19 protein-coding genes are annotated in these 16938 nt (G+C 42.4%); 8 read left to right on the forward strand and 11 right to left on the reverse strand.

From position 1 onward, the window contains the following. Positions 1-39 precede the first annotated feature (39 nt). Positions 40-672 carry a hypothetical protein gene (locus tag VRU48_RS01910; protein WP_330106243.1) on the reverse strand — a complete coding sequence of 211 codons (633 nt, stop codon included), beginning with the start codon at positions 670-672 and terminating at the stop codon, positions 40-42. A 142-nt stretch (positions 673-814) separates the two neighbouring features. Here VRU48_RS01910 and VRU48_RS01915 point away from each other — a divergent pair, with 142 nt between their 5' ends. From VRU48_RS01915 to VRU48_RS01935, 5 genes are all read left to right on the forward strand, one after another. Beyond that, positions 815-1465, forward strand: a complete 651-nt coding sequence (locus VRU48_RS01915) for an ABC transporter ATP-binding protein (protein WP_330106244.1) — start codon at positions 815-817, stop codon at positions 1463-1465. Positions 1466-1474: 9 nt separating this feature from the next. Next, complete coding sequence (locus VRU48_RS01920; protein ID WP_330106245.1) at positions 1475-1954, forward strand: ATP-grasp domain-containing protein; 480 nt, start codon at positions 1475-1477, stop codon at positions 1952-1954. Positions 1955-1962: 8 nt separating this feature from the next. Beyond that, positions 1963-2571 (forward strand): HAD hydrolase-like protein, encoded by a 609-nt coding sequence (locus VRU48_RS01925; RefSeq protein WP_330106246.1) that lies wholly within the window; start codon positions 1963-1965, stop codon positions 2569-2571. A 40-nt stretch (positions 2572-2611) separates the two neighbouring features. Beyond that, positions 2612-4243, forward strand: a complete 1632-nt coding sequence (locus VRU48_RS01930) for a S41 family peptidase (protein ID WP_330106247.1) — start codon at positions 2612-2614, stop codon at positions 4241-4243. Between the two features lie 141 nt (positions 4244-4384). After that, positions 4385-4651, forward strand: coding sequence for a hypothetical protein (locus tag VRU48_RS01935; protein ID WP_330106248.1), 267 nt, complete (start codon positions 4385-4387; stop codon positions 4649-4651). Positions 4652-4703: 52 nt separating this feature from the next. Here VRU48_RS01935 and VRU48_RS01940 read toward each other — a convergent pair whose 3' ends face one another. Next, the gene (locus VRU48_RS01940; protein WP_330106249.1) at positions 4704-5651 is read right to left on the reverse strand and encodes a M28 family peptidase; all 948 of its coding nucleotides are present in this window, start codon (positions 5649-5651) and stop codon (positions 4704-4706) included. Between the two features lie 144 nt (positions 5652-5795). Here VRU48_RS01940 and VRU48_RS01945 point away from each other — a divergent pair, with 144 nt between their 5' ends. Further along, positions 5796-6779 (forward strand): potassium channel beta subunit family protein, encoded by a 984-nt coding sequence (locus VRU48_RS01945; protein ID WP_330106250.1) that lies wholly within the window; start codon positions 5796-5798, stop codon positions 6777-6779. A gap of 333 nt (positions 6780-7112) precedes the next feature. Here VRU48_RS01945 and VRU48_RS01950 read toward each other — a convergent pair whose 3' ends face one another. From VRU48_RS01950 to VRU48_RS01960, 3 genes are read right to left on the reverse strand one after another with little or no spacing between them, the layout of a single operon-like run. Further along, positions 7113-7415, reverse strand: a complete 303-nt coding sequence (locus tag VRU48_RS01950) for a hypothetical protein (protein ID WP_330106251.1) — start codon at positions 7413-7415, stop codon at positions 7113-7115. Positions 7416-7460: 45 nt separating this feature from the next. Beyond that, positions 7461-7913: a MauE/DoxX family redox-associated membrane protein gene (locus VRU48_RS01955; RefSeq protein ID WP_330106252.1), complete on the reverse strand. Its 453-nt coding sequence runs from the start codon at positions 7911-7913 to the stop codon at positions 7461-7463. Positions 7914-7924: 11 nt separating this feature from the next. Beyond that, complete coding sequence (locus tag VRU48_RS01960; RefSeq protein WP_330106253.1) at positions 7925-8311, reverse strand: hypothetical protein; 387 nt, start codon at positions 8309-8311, stop codon at positions 7925-7927. A 660-nt stretch (positions 8312-8971) separates the two neighbouring features. On the opposite strand from VRU48_RS01960, the gene VRU48_RS01965 reads away from it, so the two are divergent. Further along, positions 8972-9352, forward strand: a complete 381-nt coding sequence (locus tag VRU48_RS01965; RefSeq protein WP_330106254.1) for a LytTR family DNA-binding domain-containing protein — start codon at positions 8972-8974, stop codon at positions 9350-9352. A 17-nt stretch (positions 9353-9369) separates the two neighbouring features. Here VRU48_RS01965 and VRU48_RS01970 read toward each other — a convergent pair whose 3' ends face one another. The 6 genes from VRU48_RS01970 to VRU48_RS01995 form a co-directional block, all read right to left on the reverse strand. Further along, the gene (locus VRU48_RS01970; RefSeq protein ID WP_330106255.1) at positions 9370-9627 is read right to left on the reverse strand and encodes a hypothetical protein; all 258 of its coding nucleotides are present in this window, start codon (positions 9625-9627) and stop codon (positions 9370-9372) included. A 78-nt stretch (positions 9628-9705) separates the two neighbouring features. Then, positions 9706-10098 carry a response regulator gene (locus tag VRU48_RS01975; RefSeq protein WP_330106256.1) on the reverse strand — a complete coding sequence of 131 codons (393 nt, stop codon included), beginning with the start codon at positions 10096-10098 and terminating at the stop codon, positions 9706-9708. After that, positions 10088-11167 (reverse strand): hybrid sensor histidine kinase/response regulator, encoded by a 1080-nt coding sequence (locus tag VRU48_RS01980; RefSeq protein ID WP_330106257.1) that lies wholly within the window; start codon positions 11165-11167, stop codon positions 10088-10090. The genes VRU48_RS01975 and VRU48_RS01980 overlap by 11 nt, the downstream gene beginning before the upstream one ends. Before the next feature lie 13 nt (positions 11168-11180). Further along, the gene (locus tag VRU48_RS01985; RefSeq protein WP_330106258.1) at positions 11181-13307 is read right to left on the reverse strand and encodes a sensor histidine kinase; all 2127 of its coding nucleotides are present in this window, start codon (positions 13305-13307) and stop codon (positions 11181-11183) included. A 4-nt stretch (positions 13308-13311) separates the two neighbouring features. Beyond that, positions 13312-14025 carry a hypothetical protein gene (locus VRU48_RS01990; protein ID WP_330106259.1) on the reverse strand — a complete coding sequence of 238 codons (714 nt, stop codon included), beginning with the start codon at positions 14023-14025 and terminating at the stop codon, positions 13312-13314. Further along, positions 14012-16339, reverse strand: coding sequence for an Rv1355c family protein (locus tag VRU48_RS01995; RefSeq protein ID WP_330106260.1), 2328 nt, complete (start codon positions 16337-16339; stop codon positions 14012-14014). The genes VRU48_RS01990 and VRU48_RS01995 overlap by 14 nt, the downstream gene beginning before the upstream one ends. Before the next feature lie 117 nt (positions 16340-16456). Between VRU48_RS01995 and VRU48_RS02000 the strand changes: the two genes are divergently transcribed. Further along, positions 16457-16912 (forward strand): response regulator, encoded by a 456-nt coding sequence (locus VRU48_RS02000; protein ID WP_199141872.1) that lies wholly within the window; start codon positions 16457-16459, stop codon positions 16910-16912. The last annotated feature ends 26 nt before the right edge of the window (positions 16913-16938 follow it).

Raw genomic sequence — 16938 nt, forward strand, 5'->3', positions numbered from 1 at the left:
GCTGCATAATATCGAATAGGACAGTTTCATGAGCTAAAATTATTGGGCTCTTTCGTATTTAAGGTACATAATAATGCCGTAAATAATATGCAATGCGCCAAAGCCGATGGCCCAAAAATAAAGGCCATAGCCAACATAAAACGTAGAAATGAGGCCTAAAATCACTTGGCAGATGCCCAAAATCCGAATATCGGAATAGGTGTACTTGCTGGCATTGATGAGCGCCAGTCCATAAAACAACAAGCAAAGTGGCGCAATAAGGCCTACGCTGTTGGCGTATTGAAACAACAGGGCAAGTATGAACAGGCCCCCCGCAACAAGTGGAATGGCCAGGTTAATGACCAGCATTCTGGTTGTTCTGTCCCAAATAGGGAGTTTTTTCTTTTTGCTTTGTCGGTAGGTAAACAGAAATCCTCCCACAAGAGCTATAACCAACACCAGAAGACCCAGTTTCAACAAGTTGAATTCGACAGTTATATCGGCATCAACGCCATAGCCATAAGCGCCTGTGGTATAGGCTTCGAGCTCCCTGTGTGCAAAAAAAGCGCCACCCAATGCCGTTAAGCCTGCAAATACGCCAGATAATCCGCTTAGCGAGATGAAGCGTGAAGAGCGGTCCATCATTTTTCTAATGTCGCTCAGGGCATTCAGTTGTTCCTCTTGGTTACTCATGCTAAAAGTACTTTGTTTTTCAAAGTTAAATAGAAAAATCAAACCTGCAAGTTTTTTCGAAAAAATAAAAAAGACGATTTTGTGGCAGCTGGCAAATTCAAAATAGCCTGTTCCTAATTTATAAAATAACTAACTTTGCCGCATGCTAAAAGCGACAGGAATAAAGAAAGCCTACGGAAGCCTTCCCATTTTAAAAGGAGTGGATTTTGAAGTGGCCCAAGGCGAAATCGTAAGTATCATCGGTGCTTCGGGCGCTGGCAAAAGTACTTTGCTGCATATTTTGGGCAGTTTAGACAAGCCCGACGAAGGTACGGTTGAACTGAAAGGCACCAAAATAAACGAGCTTTCTGGCGATCTGCTTAGCGTGTTTAGGAACAAGAACATCGGTTTTGTGTTTCAGTTCCATCACCTCTTGCCCGAATTTACCGCATTGGAAAATATCTGTATTCCGGCCTTTATCGCCAAAACAAACAAGAAAGAAGCCGAGAAGCGGGCGCATGAACTGCTGGAACTGTTTGGCCTCAATGGTAGGGCAGACCATAAGCCAAACGAACTTTCGGGCGGCGAACAGCAGCGTATTGCTGTGGCACGCGCACTGATTAATAATCCCGCCATTGTTTTGGCCGACGAGCCTTCGGGCAATCTTGATTCGGCAAATGCCAATGCCTTGCATCAATTGTTTATCAGTCTGCGGGACAATTTTAAGCAGACTTTTGTCATTGTAACCCATAACGAAGACCTGGCTCAAATTAGCGACAGGGTAGTAACCATGAAAGATGGTTTCATTATTTAACATTAGAATTTGAAATTATTAATTACCGGCGGCACGGCCATTGCCGCATTGAAACTGCTCAAGGCATTCGAAAATAGGGAAGCAGTATTGGCCGATTACGGAACGGTGCCCATGCTCAAATCAGCAGCCTACCAAATGATCAGCCTGGGCAAAAAAAACGAAGAAATTGTTGCGCACAACATCCTAAATATTTGCTTAGACGAGGGCATCACTACGGTTTTGCCACTTTACAGCTTTGAAATAATTGCGCTCGCGAAAGCCAAAGTATTGTTTAGCGAATTTGGCATACAAATTTTGTTGCCCGACGACGAAGCGTTGCAACTTTACTTTAACGAAAGCCAAACCCCTAAATTAAACGACTGGGCGGTTTACGACTCTGGCAAACTTTTGTATGCCTCTACCGACAATCCGGTTTGGCAAACACAACAAAACAATCTTAACGGGGCGTTTACTTGGGCTAGCGGTCAACCCTTCTTAATTACCATTTAATTCAGGTTATGGCATTTGAAACTCTTCTCCAACACAAAAAGGCTTTTGTTTTTGGCCTCGACGACGTGCTTTATCCCAAAAAAGACTACCTGTTGCAGGTTTACTACCTGTTTTCAGAATTTATGGCCTATACCGAACAGCTTGATTCTGGAGCTATGATTGCTTTCATGCAAAACGAATACCTAAGCAACGGTGCCGAGGCTATTTTTGATAAAACGGCTACGCAATTTAGTATTGACAGCAAGTACAGGCATAATTTTGACCTTTTGCACGAAAATGCAAGACTTCCCTTAAAGTTGCTGCTTTACAAACAGGTTTTGGCTTTTATGCAGGAAATCGTGGTGGAGAGAAAACAGATTTTCATTCTGGCCGATGGCAATCCTGCTGAAGAGATCAATAAAATCAAACAGGTGGAGTGGAACGGTCTGGAGCAATACCTGAAGTTATATTTTACAGCAGAATTTGAATCGAAGCCTTCGCCGGCGAGCATCAATTTCCTAAGCGAGCAAAATGGGCTGTCTATAGATGATATGGCAATCATAGGCGCAAACAAAAGAGATGAACAGTTTGCGGCGGTTCTCGAGATAGAATATTTTGATGTAACAAAACTATTGTAAAAAAAAATCCGTTAATTAGTACTCGATTAACTTATTTAAAATGAAACTCAAACCACTCTTCATTTTGGCTTTGCTTGCCGTGATATTTGCATCTTCTTGTAAAAAAACCAAGGTAACGCCTACACCAACACCTGTCACGCCAACGCCAGAACAGCCGCCAGTTACGCCAACCGTATCGAGGGCAGACCTGACGCGCGACTCTATTTTTCTCTACGCCAAACAAATTTACTTATGGAGCGATGCGCTGCCTACTTACGAGGTATTCAATCCGCGTAAATATACTTCTGGCTCTTCAGATTTAGCTAACTATAACAGCGAACTGTATGCCATTACCCAGCTTAAAATTAACCCGAGTACCGGAAAACCTTATGAAGCTAGTTCTAGCTCTGGTTCTTCGAAATATTCTTATATTCAGGATATCACCACCAAAAATCCTACAGCCTTTGTACAAACCGAGAAAAGTTCGGTCGATTTGGAAGGAAACGGCAATGACCTGGGCGTAAAATTGGGCGCTTATGGCACAAGCTCGTCAACAGATGCTTTCGCGCTTTTCATTACCGCTGTTTACCAAAATTCGCCAGCGGATAAAGCGGGAATGGTAAGAAGCGACCGCGTGACCAAAATCAATGGACGTTCCATCGGTTCAAGTTTTGCCTCTGATGTAGATTTTATCAATACGGCATTTAACGGCACTACCATTACCTTAGAGGGTACAAAATATGTGGATGGCGTAGCAGGCGCTGCATTTACGGTTTCTTTAACCAAGGCCGTTTATAAAAGCAGTCCGATTTATGCGACAAAGGTATTTACTGCCGGAAGCAAGAAAGTTGGATACCTGGCTTATGCACGTTTCTCGAGCATGGCTAACTCTCAAGCTGCTTTCGATGCGGCGTTCAGTAACTTCAATACTAACGGAGTAACCGATTTGGTTATCGATTTGAGGTACAACGGTGGTGGCTATGTCAATACAGCCCAATACCTGATCGACCAGATTGCGCCTTCGAGCGCAAACGGACAAATGATGTTTGCCGAGTATTACAACAGCTTGATGCAAAGCGGACAGGCTACAATATTATCTAATCAGCCTTTGCTTGATGGCAACGGAAAAGTGCAATACCAAAACGGTAAGATTGTTACTTATGCCAATGTATCGTATACCGTAGCCAACAATACAGAGAAATTCAACAAAACAGGGCCTTTGCAAAATGTGAAAAACATAGTTTTCATCGTTTCGGGCAACACCGCTTCTGCCAGTGAATTGGTCATCAACTCGCTTAAGCCTTACATGACCGTAACTTTGGTAGGTACCAAAACCTATGGCAAACCGGTGGGCTTTTTCCCTGTAACTATCGAAAACAGATATGATGTTTATTTTTCTTTGTTCCAAAGCAAGAATTCGTTGGGCCAAGGTGATTATTTTGATGGCTTTACGCCAGACATCGTAGATACTTATGACGATCCGTTGCGTAATTTTGGCGATCCAAAAGAGAATTACCTGGCCAAAGCGCTTAACTCAATCGCACCTAGCGTAACTGTTACGGCCAAGGCCAATATCTCGATGTCTATCCAAGGACAAAAAGTAAGTGCCCAGAGCCTGAGCCCGATGAGGCCCCTGGTTGATGGAAACGAGTTTGTAGGGATGATAGAAACCAAGCATACCTTAAAGAAATAACCTTAAAAAGACCGCAAATAGCGGTCTTTTTTATTTGTTGCTAACTTTTATTTTACATTTAGTTTATAAAAATTCGTGTTGGTTTTTTGCCTAATTAGCAAAAAATAATTAAGCTTGTTATACACAAAACACGAATACACTATGACTAGCGAATTGATAGAAAAGGAAACAATTGATGTATCCAAAATCGTACCTGCCCAAACTGCACTTTCTGAAGAATTGACCAATCGCCTAACGGCTGCACAACGGTTGGGAAATGAATTCAAGGCTAAAGCAACCATTGAATTCAATACGGTTGACGGACCCAAAAGAGTAAATACAACGGTATGGTCTGTTACCGAAAAATATATCCAGCTTAAAAACAACATCCACATTCCGATCAAATCGGTAATCGATATCGACTTTTAAAGAAAAAGCCCGTTCCAGAAATGAAACGGGCTTTTTTGTAGGATGAAAAATATTATTGCTTTTTCATTTGAAGGCTTTCCCTAAAAATGGCCTGAATGTCTCTTTGCTTATCAATGTTGATGATAACCTCTTGGATGGTATTGGCTGCATCAATAAAGAACTGCTTGTTGATATTCTGGTACTCGTCAGTAGCTTTATGATAGTCTTTATGGTCTTCTACGCCAAAATAGATAAAAGGAATGTTCTTGGCATTAAAAGCGCCTTGGTCGCTTTGGTTGGTCCAATCGTCGTGGCCCAATTTAGGGTCGTCGTGGCCCAAAAGTAATTTAAGGTTCGGATTGCTAGAAACCAGGAAGGGCTTAAGCTGTGGATATTTAAACGTACCTGTAGCATAAAGCTCTTGTTTGTCGTTATGGCTGATCATGTCCATGTTAATGTTGAGCTTTATTTTTTCGAGCGCAACTGGTGGATTGGCTACAAAAGCCTTAGCGCCCTGAAGCCCCATTTCCTCGCCATCGAAAACGGCAAAGATAAGCGTGTTGTTAGGTTTGTTCTTTGAAAAGTATTTGGCGAACTGCAAAAGTCCGGCAACACCAGAGGCATTATCATCGGCGCCGTTGTAGATTTCGTTTTTGATGATACCTACATGGTCGTAATGCGCCGAAATTACAATAACGTTATCGGTCTTGCCCTGAATATAGGCAATCAGGTTTTTGCCCTGTATAGCAGCGCCTCCGTTGCGACCTTTGATTTCGAAAGCCTGCTCATAGCTGCTTTGGCCAGGGTATGGTTTAATCCCGATTTCCTTCAAACGGCCGGTTATATAGGTTCTGGCCATTTCGGCACCTTTGGTTCCGGTTTTGCGGCCTTCGTAGGCGTCAGAAGAAAGCACTTCCACGTCTTTTAGCAGTTGCGTACTTGTTTTATCATTCCCTTGTTGCGTTTTAACTGAGCCACAGCTCATTAATAAGGCTAATGGAAGCAGGAATATTCTTTTCATTGATTTTGGTTTTGTTTGAACACTAAAGGTAAAGATATTGTAGGACAAAATATGCGTTTGAGTTTTGTAAAAACTTAGTTTGGGCCTCCGATGTTGTAAGATTAATCTTAATTTGGAGTATTAATTCAACATAAAAAACAGCATATGGAATATAGACGTTTAGGAAAATCGGGTTTACAGGTCAGTGCGCTTTCTTTTGGAAGCTGGCTAACTTTTGGCAACCAGATCAGCGACAAAACTGCCGACGAACTGATGGGGATTGCCTATGATGCCGGTGTCAATTTTTTTGACAATGCAGAAGGCTATGCCGAAGGTAAATCGGAAATCGTAATGGGTAAAATCCTCAAATCCCAAAAATGGGACCGCGAATCTTTTGTGGTATCAAGCAAGGTATTTTTTGGTGCCGAACATAAAGGTCCAAACCGGATGGGCTTATCGCGAAAACACGTAATTGAGGCCTGCAACGCAGCCTTGAGCAGACTGCAGGTAGATTACCTCGATTTGTATTTCTGCCACAGGCCAGATAAACAAACGCCAATAGAAGAAACGGTATGGGCCATGAATACGCTTTTGCAACAAGGCAAAATACTTTACTGGGGTACTTCAGAGTGGAGCGCATCAGAGATTATGGAAGCTATCAGCGTAGCCAAACAATATCATTTGATTGGACCAACTATGGAACAGCCCCAATATAATTTGTTTGAGCGTCAAAAGCTTGAAAACGAATACCTGCATCTGTTTAAGGAGCATGGTCTGGGTACTACCATTTGGTCGCCATTGGCTTCTGGACTGCTTTCGGGTAAGTATTCGAGTGGCGATGTAAAAGACACGCGCTTAGCGCTAAGCGGACTAGAATGGCTAAAAGATAGGGTAATGGCAACCGAGAAACTGAAAAAGGTTGAAGCGCTTAAAAAACTAGCCGAAAAGATGAACCTTCCCGTGGCTAAATTGGCTTTGGCCTGGTGTCTTAAAAACCCAAATGTAAGTACGATGATTTTGGGTGCTTCTAAACCTGCGCAATTGAAAGAGAATTTAACTGTTTTAGAGGTCGTTCCTCTTTTAACCGATAAGGTAATGGAGAGCATCGAAAAAATTATGGGTACTAAACCTGTACTGCCTCCATTTTAGACCTACTTTTTGGTTATAAACGAATAAGCTCTGGCCTAACTGTCAGGGCTTTTTTGTGGGTGTGAAGTAAGCAAGGAGCTTTGGTCTAAAATAACCCGGCCCAAGCGCACAACTTGGGCCGAGTTCCAAATAAATTATCCGACAAGAGCGTCTGTTTTAATTTAGATGAGGGGTAAAATGACTTAGCACCCAAAGTTGATTAAATCGTCCGGATTATTTAAATGTTTTATATAGAAGCATATAAATCTTATACGAAAGTCTCATTTTTCGATATGAAACCTAATGTTAAGACTTAGGCACAAAACCCTATTCGGTTCAGGTTTTGTACTGTTGCTATCTATTAAATTCGAAAACCCCCAAGGTTGCTACCGTACTTTCTGGATCGTTTGAAGAAGGAGCACTGCTAAATATAGCGGTGCAGGTTTGCTCATCGCTATAGCTGCATTTGTAGGTATTGGGTCCGAGTTCACCTTCTTCGACCCGCTCAAGATTGGCGATGGGTTCCCAATCCCAGGTAGTTGGAGAATGCATTACTTTGCCATAGTAGGCAGATTTAGGAGCTTTAAAAGCGCTTTGCGTAAAAGCGAGTGCAAGTGCGGCAATGCACACCAATGCACTGATTTTGTAGTTTTTCATAATGTTTAAGTTTTTTGATTGATAAATAAGCTGGGGACTGAAGTTTCAACTATAAATGTTGTGTTTTTTCTTACCTCCTTTCTTGATAAGTACAATGGCCAAAATAGAGAGCGTTAACCAGAAAAGATTGAAGTAAAAGTGTTCGCTCCAGCTGGTGTTTTCGAGCAGGCCACCGCAAGAACAAGGTACAGTGCCGAATACCTTGGTTATTACCAATCCAATGTAGCCCGTAAACAACAGCATCAATGAAAAGGAAAGGTAAAACCCATATAACCTGGTGCGGACAGCAACCAGCAACGCTGTGGCTACCAGCTCAAAAAATGGCAACAGAAAAAGCAGGGCAACAGCTAAAGCATGTGGCAATGGCTGGTTAAACATTGACCATTTGAAGCTTTTGATATCTATCAGTTTTGTAGCCAATGTATAGCACCAAAGAAAGATAAAGGCCAAAGCTGCCAATTGGATAATTTGTTTTTCATAGGTAGATGAAATCCTCATTTTCGAATTGGTTAACACAGTACTGGTAATTTATAGCTTACGTCGAAGCTCAAAGAGCCCTTCGCCACATTGTCTGACGAAAAGTAGGTTTTGTCGGAGCCTCTGATTATTTTTTCGGCACCATATTCCTGACCTTCGAAATTGGGGCTGTTAAAATAAATAGGCAAACGATTAATCAGCGCAAAACCGACTCGGCCTGCGGCGTAATTGATAAAGTCAGATCCCATCTGTTCTAAGTATCGGGTCTGGTTCGGGCTGAATTCAAACTTGCTTCTCATCCAATTCCTGAAGTCAGTAATGGCTGCTGTTGCTTCCATGGCAAGCAGGTTGTCTTTTAGCGCATACAGTTCTGTTTGCAAGAGCTGTATGGACGCCGCGTTAAAGGGTAGTTTTTTCATGGCGTTAATCGGTTAGGTGAATTCGATACCCAAAACTAAACTGGGAAAATATGCTTTTGCAAACTATGGAAGCAGTTTTTTAACGAGACGGTGAAAACTGCCAATGAGGCGGTTGGTTTAGGTGAGGAAGATTGTTTTACGGTTGAACCAAACTTTTGATTTATGAAAAAAATCCCTTAGCTTTCTATTGCCTATTTCAAGAAAAACATACCTATGCGAACCAAAATTAATGGCCAACGGTATTTGTCTCTATTGTTTTATGTGATCTTAGTTCCTTATTCCTCTCACTTTCTTATTTCCATAAGGGCAAGGGATTCTTTATATCATCGCCTGCAAAACAGGTATTATTGGATTGCGCTGATTTATACCCTGTTTCTATCTTATGGAATTGCATTTGGCATAGCTAAACTCTCTGCTTTTTTAGACACACACCCAAAATTGGCCAACAATAGCTTAGGGCGTGTAACTTGGCAGTTGTTGCTGGGCCTGTTGTTTCCAACAGTTCTTATTATTGGGTTTACCGCTTTTTATTTTTGGTTTTTTGGAGAAAATATCGTGGATAGGGGGTATTTTATATTTGAATTGCCTATTGTAGTGCTTTATTTGGCGATTATCAACGGATTTTATCTATTGGTTTATTTTAATAACCAAGCTTGGGCAATGAAGCGGAATTATTTGCAACAAAAAGAATTATTGTCAAAAGACAAGAGGGTACTGATTAACCATAAAGGGGGGCAATTGTCTATCAAGGTTGTCCAAATAGCCATTATCGCTCAGGTTTATCAGGTTAATTGGATGGTGATGCGTAGTGGAGAAAGCTATATCCTGAACCTTTCTTTAAAGGAAATCAACGCTTTGCTTAGCGGTTACGACTTTTTCCAGGTTAACCGCAAACAGATCGTGAATAAGGAAGTAATCAAGAAAATTACTGCCCGTTCTTTTGGCAAATTAGAATTGACACTCCATGTACATTACGAAAACCAGGTAACCGTAAGCAAGGATCGCGCAAAGCGATTTAAGGAATGGCTGGCTAAAGATTGAGTATCTTATTTAGACTTTCAGTGTTCGGCACCTGAAGTATCTTCCCATTTGTCGGCCTTTTGATGCTCTTTTTTGGCATAATCCTGAGCTTGTTCGTGGACTTGTTTATTGGTTTTGGCCGAATTGCTTATTTGTTTTTTGTTAATGCTGTATGGCTGACCATCTAAATTTTCTGCAGCTGGTTTTGCCTCGCTTTGTTTTTTAGCCAAATCATGGAGCTTTGCTTCTTGGTCGTGGTTTTTGCCCAAACCGGCTATATTTTCGTTGTATTCCATAACAAATGCTTTTGGTTACGCCCCCATAAAAACAATACAAAAGGCTAAAGGTTTGGGGAGATTAAAAGCTGTAGGTTGTTAGATGAGTTTGGCCAATTCGGTTGGCAAAAGTGGTTTTTTCAGCAGTTTAATAACATAAGGGTTGGCTTCGGCTTTTTGGATATCGCCAAAATCGAGGGTAGAGGAAAGCATGGCTACCGGGCAGGTATCGGTAAATGATTTGGGGAAACGTTTAAATTCTTCCAAAAAATCAAAACCATCCATATCGGGCATTTGGATGTCCAATAAAATAAATTCCGGCAACTGTTGCTGGTCCTGCAAATGTTTGCGCAGGTATTCCAAACCAGCTTCTGCCGAGTTACAGATGATGATATCTTCAAATAAATGTGTAATATTGATCAATTTGGAATTGATTTTTAAATCAATCTCATTATCATCGATCATCATTACTCTTTTGGGTTTATTTGACATTTGGAATAACGATTTTAAATGTAGTACCGCGGTTGACGTCGGAATTTACCGAAATCCGGCCGTCAATTTTGTTGAGTGCTTCTTTAACGATAAATAAGCCCATACCGCTGCCATGGTGTACTTTGCCTTTAAAAAACTGGGTAAAAATTTTCTCGAGATGTTCGTTTAAAATGCCCATTCCATTATCGGTAATGTTAATTTGAACGGCCTCCGGAGTTACTTCTACATCAATATTCACTTTTTTGTTGAGTTCGGCCGCCCTTTGGTATTTAATGGCATTCGAAATCAGGTTGCCTAATATTACTTCTATCCTAAACAGGTCGCCACGAAAGCTAACGGGCTGATCTACCTGAACGATAAATTGCGTATCCTTATCGGTGTAAGCATACACTTCGATCAGTTCCTTGATCAGCTTTTTAAAGTCGACCTCGTTAATATCGGTAACGGTTTTATTGTTTTTGTAGTATTGCAACGTTTTTTGGATATAATAGTCGAGCTTGTTTGAGCAAGTTTCGATCAGGCTCCAATACTCGCCACTCGAGTTGTAAAGTCCTTCCATTTTTACCAGGTTAACAATGCCGATTACCGAAACCAAAGGTGCCCTCAGTTCGTGCGAAATGCTATAGATAAAACGGTTAAGCTCGTCGTTTGTTTTCTCCAATTCGGCCATTTTGTTGCGCAGGTCAATTTTGGCCTTGTAAGCATCGTAGGCATTCTTGATGGAGTTGTGCAGCTCGAGGTCGTTCCATGGCTTGGTAATGTACCTGTAAATATCGCCATGGTTAATGGCATCGGCCAAAGCCTCAATATCTGTATAACCGGTTAAGAGAATGCGTACCGGATCTGGAAAGGTGTCTGTAATGCTTTTGAAAAACTCAACCCCAGTGGTATTGGGCATTTTCTGGTCGGCAATAATTACATGCACAGCCACACTTTGAAGTATCTTTAATCCTTCAGCTGCAGAAATAGCGGTATAAATCTCGTACTGTCTTCTGAAACTTGCCTTGAAGGCCTGTAAGTTATTTTCTTCATCGTCAATGTATAAAACTCTTACACTCGGAGACTTCATTTTTGCAGCTGGTTTATGGATTTACATTTAAGGTAATAATAAATTCTGTACCTTCATTGGGTTTAGATATAACTTCTATGTGACCTTTGTGTTTCTCAATGATACTGAATACGATAGAAAGACCAAGGCCAGTGCCTTCGCCAATATCTTTGGTGGTAAAGAAAGGTTCGAAGATGCGGTGTTTCACTTCTTCGGTCATCCCGATGCCCGAATCCTTGATGCTGATCTTTACTTGCTGGTCTTCGTACCAGGTTCTGATGGTCAAGAATTCTTCTGCTCTCTGTTCTGCTTTGGTTTTTATGGCCTGTATGGCGTTGGTTACCAAATTCATAAAAACTTGGTTGATTTTGCCAGGCAGGCAGTCTACTTTCGGCAAATTGCCATATTCTTTGATTACCGTAAGGTTATCTGGCAAACTGTTTCTTACCAGTACCAAGGTCGATTGAAGTCCCTCGTTCAGGTCGATTGGCTTCATGTCTGTTTCGTCAACGCGACTGAAATTGCGGAGGCTACGGATGATTTCGGCCGTACGTTTGGCACCTTCGCTAATGCCCGAAAGGAGCGACGAAATTTCATTGTTCACAAAATCGATATCGATCTGTTTCTTGAAAGCTTCAATTTCCTCAACCTGTTCTTTAACATCTTTATCGAAGTCAATGTTTTCGTATTTCGTAATAATTTCCTTCAAATCGTTGATGTCGAGCTCCAAAGGCTTGATGTTGGAGGTAACAAAGTTGATCGGGTTGTTGATTTCGTGGGCAATACCGGCCGTTAACTGACCCAGTGCAGCCATTTTTTCGGCATCAACCAGTTGCGATTGCGTATCCTTTAAGTTGGTTAGGGTTACGTTGAGGGTATCGTTGGCATTTTCGAGTTCTTCCGTTCTTTCTTTTACCTTCTTTTCCAAGACGATGTTTTGCTCACGGATGAGCTTTTGATTTTCTAACGAGGCATTCAGGGCCTGGGCCTGGGCTACTTCGTTTTCCTTTTTAAAGAAGTTGATCTTATCGGCCAAGGCAAACGAGAGCAACATCACTTCGATGGCCGACGAAATCTGCAACAGGTAAATGGTAAAGTTGTTGTAAGGAATGGCACCATAGTCTTTCATCACAAAAAGAATGGCTCCAACCAGTAGCACCGACCAGGCCACCAGGTAATAGCCCGCTGGCTTGAAGTGCTTTTTGAAGTATACAAAACTCGCGGCAGCCAAGGCCAAAATCGTTCCAGAAATAGTAAGGAACTGCATAAATAGAAAAGCCGCATAAATGCCGAACGTACACAGTACAACCAGGTTAAGCAGGGTTAAATAAAAATAGATAACAATGAGCCTGTGCCAAAGCTTAGAGAATACCTTGGTGTTGAGGAACGAAAGCGTGAACAAGCTGGTAAATACCAGCGCCATGCTCGAAAAAAGAACTACGGAATAGGTGTTTGCCGTGCTTCCTTCGGGGAAAAAATATTTGGCAAAATAGCCTTGTATGGAGATTTGGGTTAGCCAGGTGAAAAAGATGTAGAAAATGTAGTAGAGGTAGCTTTTGTCTCGGATGATGATAAACAGAAACAAGTTATATACGAACATAACCACCATAATGCCTGTATACAACCCAAAAATGATGCTTCTTAACGAGAAATTCTCTAGTAGCGCGCCTTCGTCGATGATGCTTACGGGTGCCAGAAAAGTTTCGTTGGAACGGAGCTTGAGGAAAAGTTCGTCGTTAGTAGCCAATGTGGGAGGCAACTGGAATATTTTGCCCAACGTTGCGCCATTGTTGGCGTATGGAAAGCTGCTGAATGGTTTAATTAGTTTGACTTCGCCAGTAGGATAGACCACGTAAAGTTCGGCCAATGCCAAACGCGACTGGTCTATAAACAGCAATTGACCGCTGAATTGCCTGGCTGTTTTTGGACTGAATTTGATCCAATAGCTGGCCGTATCCAAGCCGTAGTTGAGTACATCTTTATCGGTTGCCGTAAACTTTTGGCGCAATACCTGGTTCAGGTCGGCTTTGTTGGTGCCGTCTCTGTAATAGGCTATACTGAAAGTATTTTGTAAAATACCTTTATCGGCATCGGAGGCCTTTGCCCTGAAATTGCCGACAGTAAGAAGGAGGAACAATAACAGGTATACCGTTCTTTTCATAAGCCTATAAGGTTAAATCGAAATGCAGGGTGATTGTTTCGCCGGTTTTAGACTGGATTTCTTGTTTGGTAATGGCATTAGCGCGCATGTTCATGGCAATACTCCTTTCGGGTTCGTGTGTAAGAGGTAGATTCTTTACATCGTCAATCAAGATAGAAGTTGCCGTTAAATCTTCTTTCGGATAATAAAACTTGCCATTAATGCCAATTTCGTTAATTACCCTAAAGCCACCGCGGATCGAGTTACGGTAAGTAGCAGGAGCACATAAACCAAACAAAGTGTCAAGCTTGATCATGTCGGCATAAGCTACGCAGGCGGTGCTCAAGTGCATGCTACCGATGCCAAGTCCGGCAATGTCCCATGAGTTCCAAAGGCCGCAAAGTTCGCCGGTACCGGCATCTGTTCTTTCGTCTACCATTTGGTAAATCCTTTCGTCCATGTAGCCAACGGCGTCTTCAATGGGCAGTGGATTTTTCCGGTTGGCCTGATGGATACGTCCACCGGCCAAGGCCCGTCCGCCTTCTTCGGCAGTAACCAAAATCACAAATACATCCGGATTAAGTACCCAGTCTATTTTTGCCGAGGTAATTTGGGTAATACCAAAAATCTCGAGAACATGGGTATGTCCTTCAATAAATTTCATGCACGCTGCGCGGTCGTCAACAGCCCTAAAGGCCTTGAAATATAAATTATCTATATGTGGCCTATGCTCTTCCAATGGAGAATATTTTATCTGTTGTTTTTCTGATGGTTCTTTCTGGCGATGGGCTGGCCTTGAAAAGCCTGAACATGAATATGGCCTGTTCATCTGCCTGTAAGCCAAAAATATGCTTAAACTGTTGCTCGGCTTGGCTTAATTGGGCCTTGCTTTCTGTTGGCAAAGGTAAGCTGTTTTCGACAGAGTTTTTATAGAAAAAGATCAAAGGCACGTTAATCGGGTGTACCTGAAGGTCTAAGCCCGTGGCGCCCAGCCAAAGCTTTTCGGCCGCCATGCCTCCTTCAATAAACGATTTGATTTCACCCTGTGGCATGGTAATTAAACCTACAGCGCTCGAGGCCATGAACTGCATCATGGAAAGGCGCTTAAAGCCACTGCCACCGTTAATCTGCTGCAAAAAGTTGATCATCCTTCTGTCTTTGAGCAAGCGGATGCCAATTTGGTCGTTATTGCCCAAATCGAGGGTGTGTATGCCGATGCCATCTTCGGTTGCATTGACCTCGTCCAAGTTCCAGCGCATTTCACGTTGGATAAAATCAGTATGGGCGTCGGGTATAAACATCCTTAACAAATCGGCGTGGGTAGCAATCATGCCCAGGTTTTTGATCATTTCCGGATCGGTAATCCATTTCAGCTTGGCGTTCTCGGTTTGTTGTACCAAGCGGCTTAAATGCGCCAAGGTATCTTGGTCAAGCTCTTGCTTCGGACTGATTTTCCGATTGGTATGTCTTAACGAAATTTGGCTGGCCAATTCTCTTTCTACCTCCGTAGGCTGATAACCTCCGGTAAAACTAAACCAGGCAATATGTTTTGGCGCCAATTGTGGCGTAAGTTGCCAGTTAACCGCCAAATTTAAGGTGGCTGCCTTGAGCAACAGGTTTTCTATGCTGGCCCCCAAAGAGGTATAAGAAGAAATAAACTGTGGATCTAAATAGGCCTGGGCAACCTGCTCTTCTAAAAACAAGTGTAACAGGCCATTTTGGTAATGCCAGCGCCAAGGCTGGTTATTGCCTCCAGATGGGGCCTTTTTAGCTGCTTCGATCAGTTGCAATAGCACTTCTTCGCTGATATTTTGCTGACCGGGTTCGAAAGCCAATCTGTGTACGCTGATAAATTCTTCAATTTCTTTCTCGCCAAGCAATACCGGGGCGGGAGAGGTGCTTTGAGTTTCGGCTGGCTTCGGATCGCTGATCAGTTCGTCCATGTCGAGGAAGAAACGGCCCGATACTTTCAGCAGGTTCAATAATATTTTTCTCGAAAGATCGGCAGTAATGCCACCACCGTAAGTAACTGCACTGGCTAGTTGCGGCCAGGTAGAAATGGTGCCCATAATCTCAACAGCCGAAGCTTTCATACGTGGCGACAAGGTTTCTACGCCGGTAACTGCAGTAATGTATGGAGCTCTTTCATCGAGCGTGGTCAGCGTTTTGTATTTGCTCATGTCCAAGTGGTCTACCATGCCATGCAAAACGGGTCTTTCAGGCTCAAGGTCAAATCTTTCGATATCGATGGTGCCGCGGTCGCTGCCCTCCATTAAAACCGGGATGCCCAAAGCCTTGGCCTTGGTGCGTGCGTTGATTTTGATATCGAAACTATCGCATTCGTCAATCAGCAGGTCAAGTTTGCCATTTTCGGTCAAAAACTTATCGAGATTATCTTCAGTAATGCCTTCTTCAAAACAAACCACGTTGAGGTAGGGGTCTATTTCGGCAATTTCGCGCGCAACAATAACTGTTTTCTTGATTTTGAGATTGTAAACGCCTGTTCTGATGCGATTGATGTTGCTGAGGTCGAGCTCGTCGAAATCGGCAATGCGTAATTCGCCGAAGCCTCTTTCCATGGCAAGGGTCAATGAAACCGATTGCCCTACCGAAAGCCCCATTACCCCAATTTTCTTTTGAGCCAGTGTTTGTTGCTCCTGTGCGGTAATTTTATGCTTGTTGCGGTTGGTGCGGACAATGGCGAAATCTGCTTCGTCTAATAAATGCACCAGTTTATTGGCCCATGGATAGTATACCCAAACCCCAAATTCTTCGGGTTCAAGTCCGCCAAAATGTTTAGCTACGGCATCTGCCAATACGCTTGGGGGCATAAAAACAATGGTAGGCTGCAAACATTTGATCAATTCTTCTACTTGGCCCTTAATATGGTCGTAAACTTGTAAATTTGTCCTGCTTTGAATAAGCACTTCAAATGCATTTTTTTGCTCTTGATCCAGTAGCCTGAAGAACACAGGTTTATAGCTATTTTGATAGGCTAGTGTTTGTTCGGTGAGCTGTGAGAGCAATGGGTTGAAACCAGTATTAGACTGCATTTTTGGTAGTAAAATAGTAACTTGTTAATGATAAAATACGGATAAATGTTAAAACAACTAAATTAGTCTTTTAAGAGTTATAATAAAAAAGTATTTTTATCTTTTATTAACATCCCGATGAGCACAAATATCCTATACGTAGACGACGAACCGCACAACCTGAGCGCCTTTGCGGCAACCTATCGCAGATTGTACAAAATTTTTACGGCCGAATCTGCTGAAGATGGCAGAAAAATACTAGATAAAGAAGATATCCATATCATTATAACCGATCAGCGGATGCCTAAAACCACTGGTGTAGAGTTTTTGGCCTCCATTTTAGAGGAACACCCCGATCCAATCAGAATGATTTTAACGGGCTATACAGACATTGATGCGGTAATCGATGCCATTAACAAGGGCCAGGTTTATCGCTACATCCAAAAACCTTGGATGGAGGAAGACTTGCGCATCAACATAGAGAAAGCCATCGAAATTTATACCTTGAGAAAAGAAAACCGGGAGCTTACCGAAAAATTATTGGTTGCCAACAGGCAATTGGAATTTATCGCGCGCCAAAATCTGTTGTCGTAAGCTAATTTGTTGCAGGCTAGCCAAAT

The organism is Pedobacter albus, assembly GCF_036324255.1.
Lineage (GTDB): Bacteria > Bacteroidota > Bacteroidia > Sphingobacteriales > Sphingobacteriaceae > Pedobacter > Pedobacter albus.

What these genes read in the sequence shown, in the direction of transcription:
- VRU48_RS01970 (WP_330106255.1), bottom strand. Translation starts at nt 9,627, where the DNA reads ATGGAATACAACGAAAATATAGCCGGTTTGGGCAAAAACCACGACCAA.
- VRU48_RS01925 (WP_330106246.1), top strand. Translation starts at nt 1,963, where the DNA reads ATGGCATTTGAAACTCTTCTCCAACACAAAAAGGCTTTTGTTTTTGGC.
- VRU48_RS01950 (WP_330106251.1), bottom strand. Translation starts at nt 7,415, where the DNA reads ATGAAAAACTACAAAATCAGTGCATTGGTGTGCATTGCCGCACTTGCA.
- VRU48_RS01965 (WP_330106254.1), top strand. Translation starts at nt 8,972, where the DNA reads ATGAAGCGGAATTATTTGCAACAAAAAGAATTATTGTCAAAAGACAAG.
- VRU48_RS01975 (WP_330106256.1), bottom strand. Translation starts at nt 10,098, where the DNA reads ATGTCAAATAAACCCAAAAGAGTAATGATGATCGATGATAATGAGATT.
- VRU48_RS01930 (WP_330106247.1), top strand. Translation starts at nt 2,612, where the DNA reads ATGAAACTCAAACCACTCTTCATTTTGGCTTTGCTTGCCGTGATATTT.
- VRU48_RS01915 (WP_330106244.1), top strand. Translation starts at nt 815, where the DNA reads ATGCTAAAAGCGACAGGAATAAAGAAAGCCTACGGAAGCCTTCCCATT.
- VRU48_RS01995 (WP_330106260.1), bottom strand. Translation starts at nt 16,339, where the DNA reads ATGCAGTCTAATACTGGTTTCAACCCATTGCTCTCACAGCTCACCGAA.
- VRU48_RS02000 (WP_199141872.1), top strand. Translation starts at nt 16,457, where the DNA reads ATGAGCACAAATATCCTATACGTAGACGACGAACCGCACAACCTGAGC.
- VRU48_RS01980 (WP_330106257.1), bottom strand. Translation starts at nt 11,167, where the DNA reads ATGAAGTCTCCGAGTGTAAGAGTTTTATACATTGACGATGAAGAAAAT.
- VRU48_RS01910 (WP_330106243.1), bottom strand. Translation starts at nt 672, where the DNA reads ATGAGTAACCAAGAGGAACAACTGAATGCCCTGAGCGACATTAGAAAA.
- VRU48_RS01960 (WP_330106253.1), bottom strand. Translation starts at nt 8,311, where the DNA reads ATGAAAAAACTACCCTTTAACGCGGCGTCCATACAGCTCTTGCAAACA.
- VRU48_RS01985 (WP_330106258.1), bottom strand. Translation starts at nt 13,307, where the DNA reads ATGAAAAGAACGGTATACCTGTTATTGTTCCTCCTTCTTACTGTCGGC.
- VRU48_RS01945 (WP_330106250.1), top strand. Translation starts at nt 5,796, where the DNA reads ATGGAATATAGACGTTTAGGAAAATCGGGTTTACAGGTCAGTGCGCTT.
- VRU48_RS01940 (WP_330106249.1), bottom strand. Translation starts at nt 5,651, where the DNA reads ATGAAAAGAATATTCCTGCTTCCATTAGCCTTATTAATGAGCTGTGGC.
- VRU48_RS01935 (WP_330106248.1), top strand. Translation starts at nt 4,385, where the DNA reads ATGACTAGCGAATTGATAGAAAAGGAAACAATTGATGTATCCAAAATC.
- VRU48_RS01955 (WP_330106252.1), bottom strand. Translation starts at nt 7,913, where the DNA reads ATGAGGATTTCATCTACCTATGAAAAACAAATTATCCAATTGGCAGCT.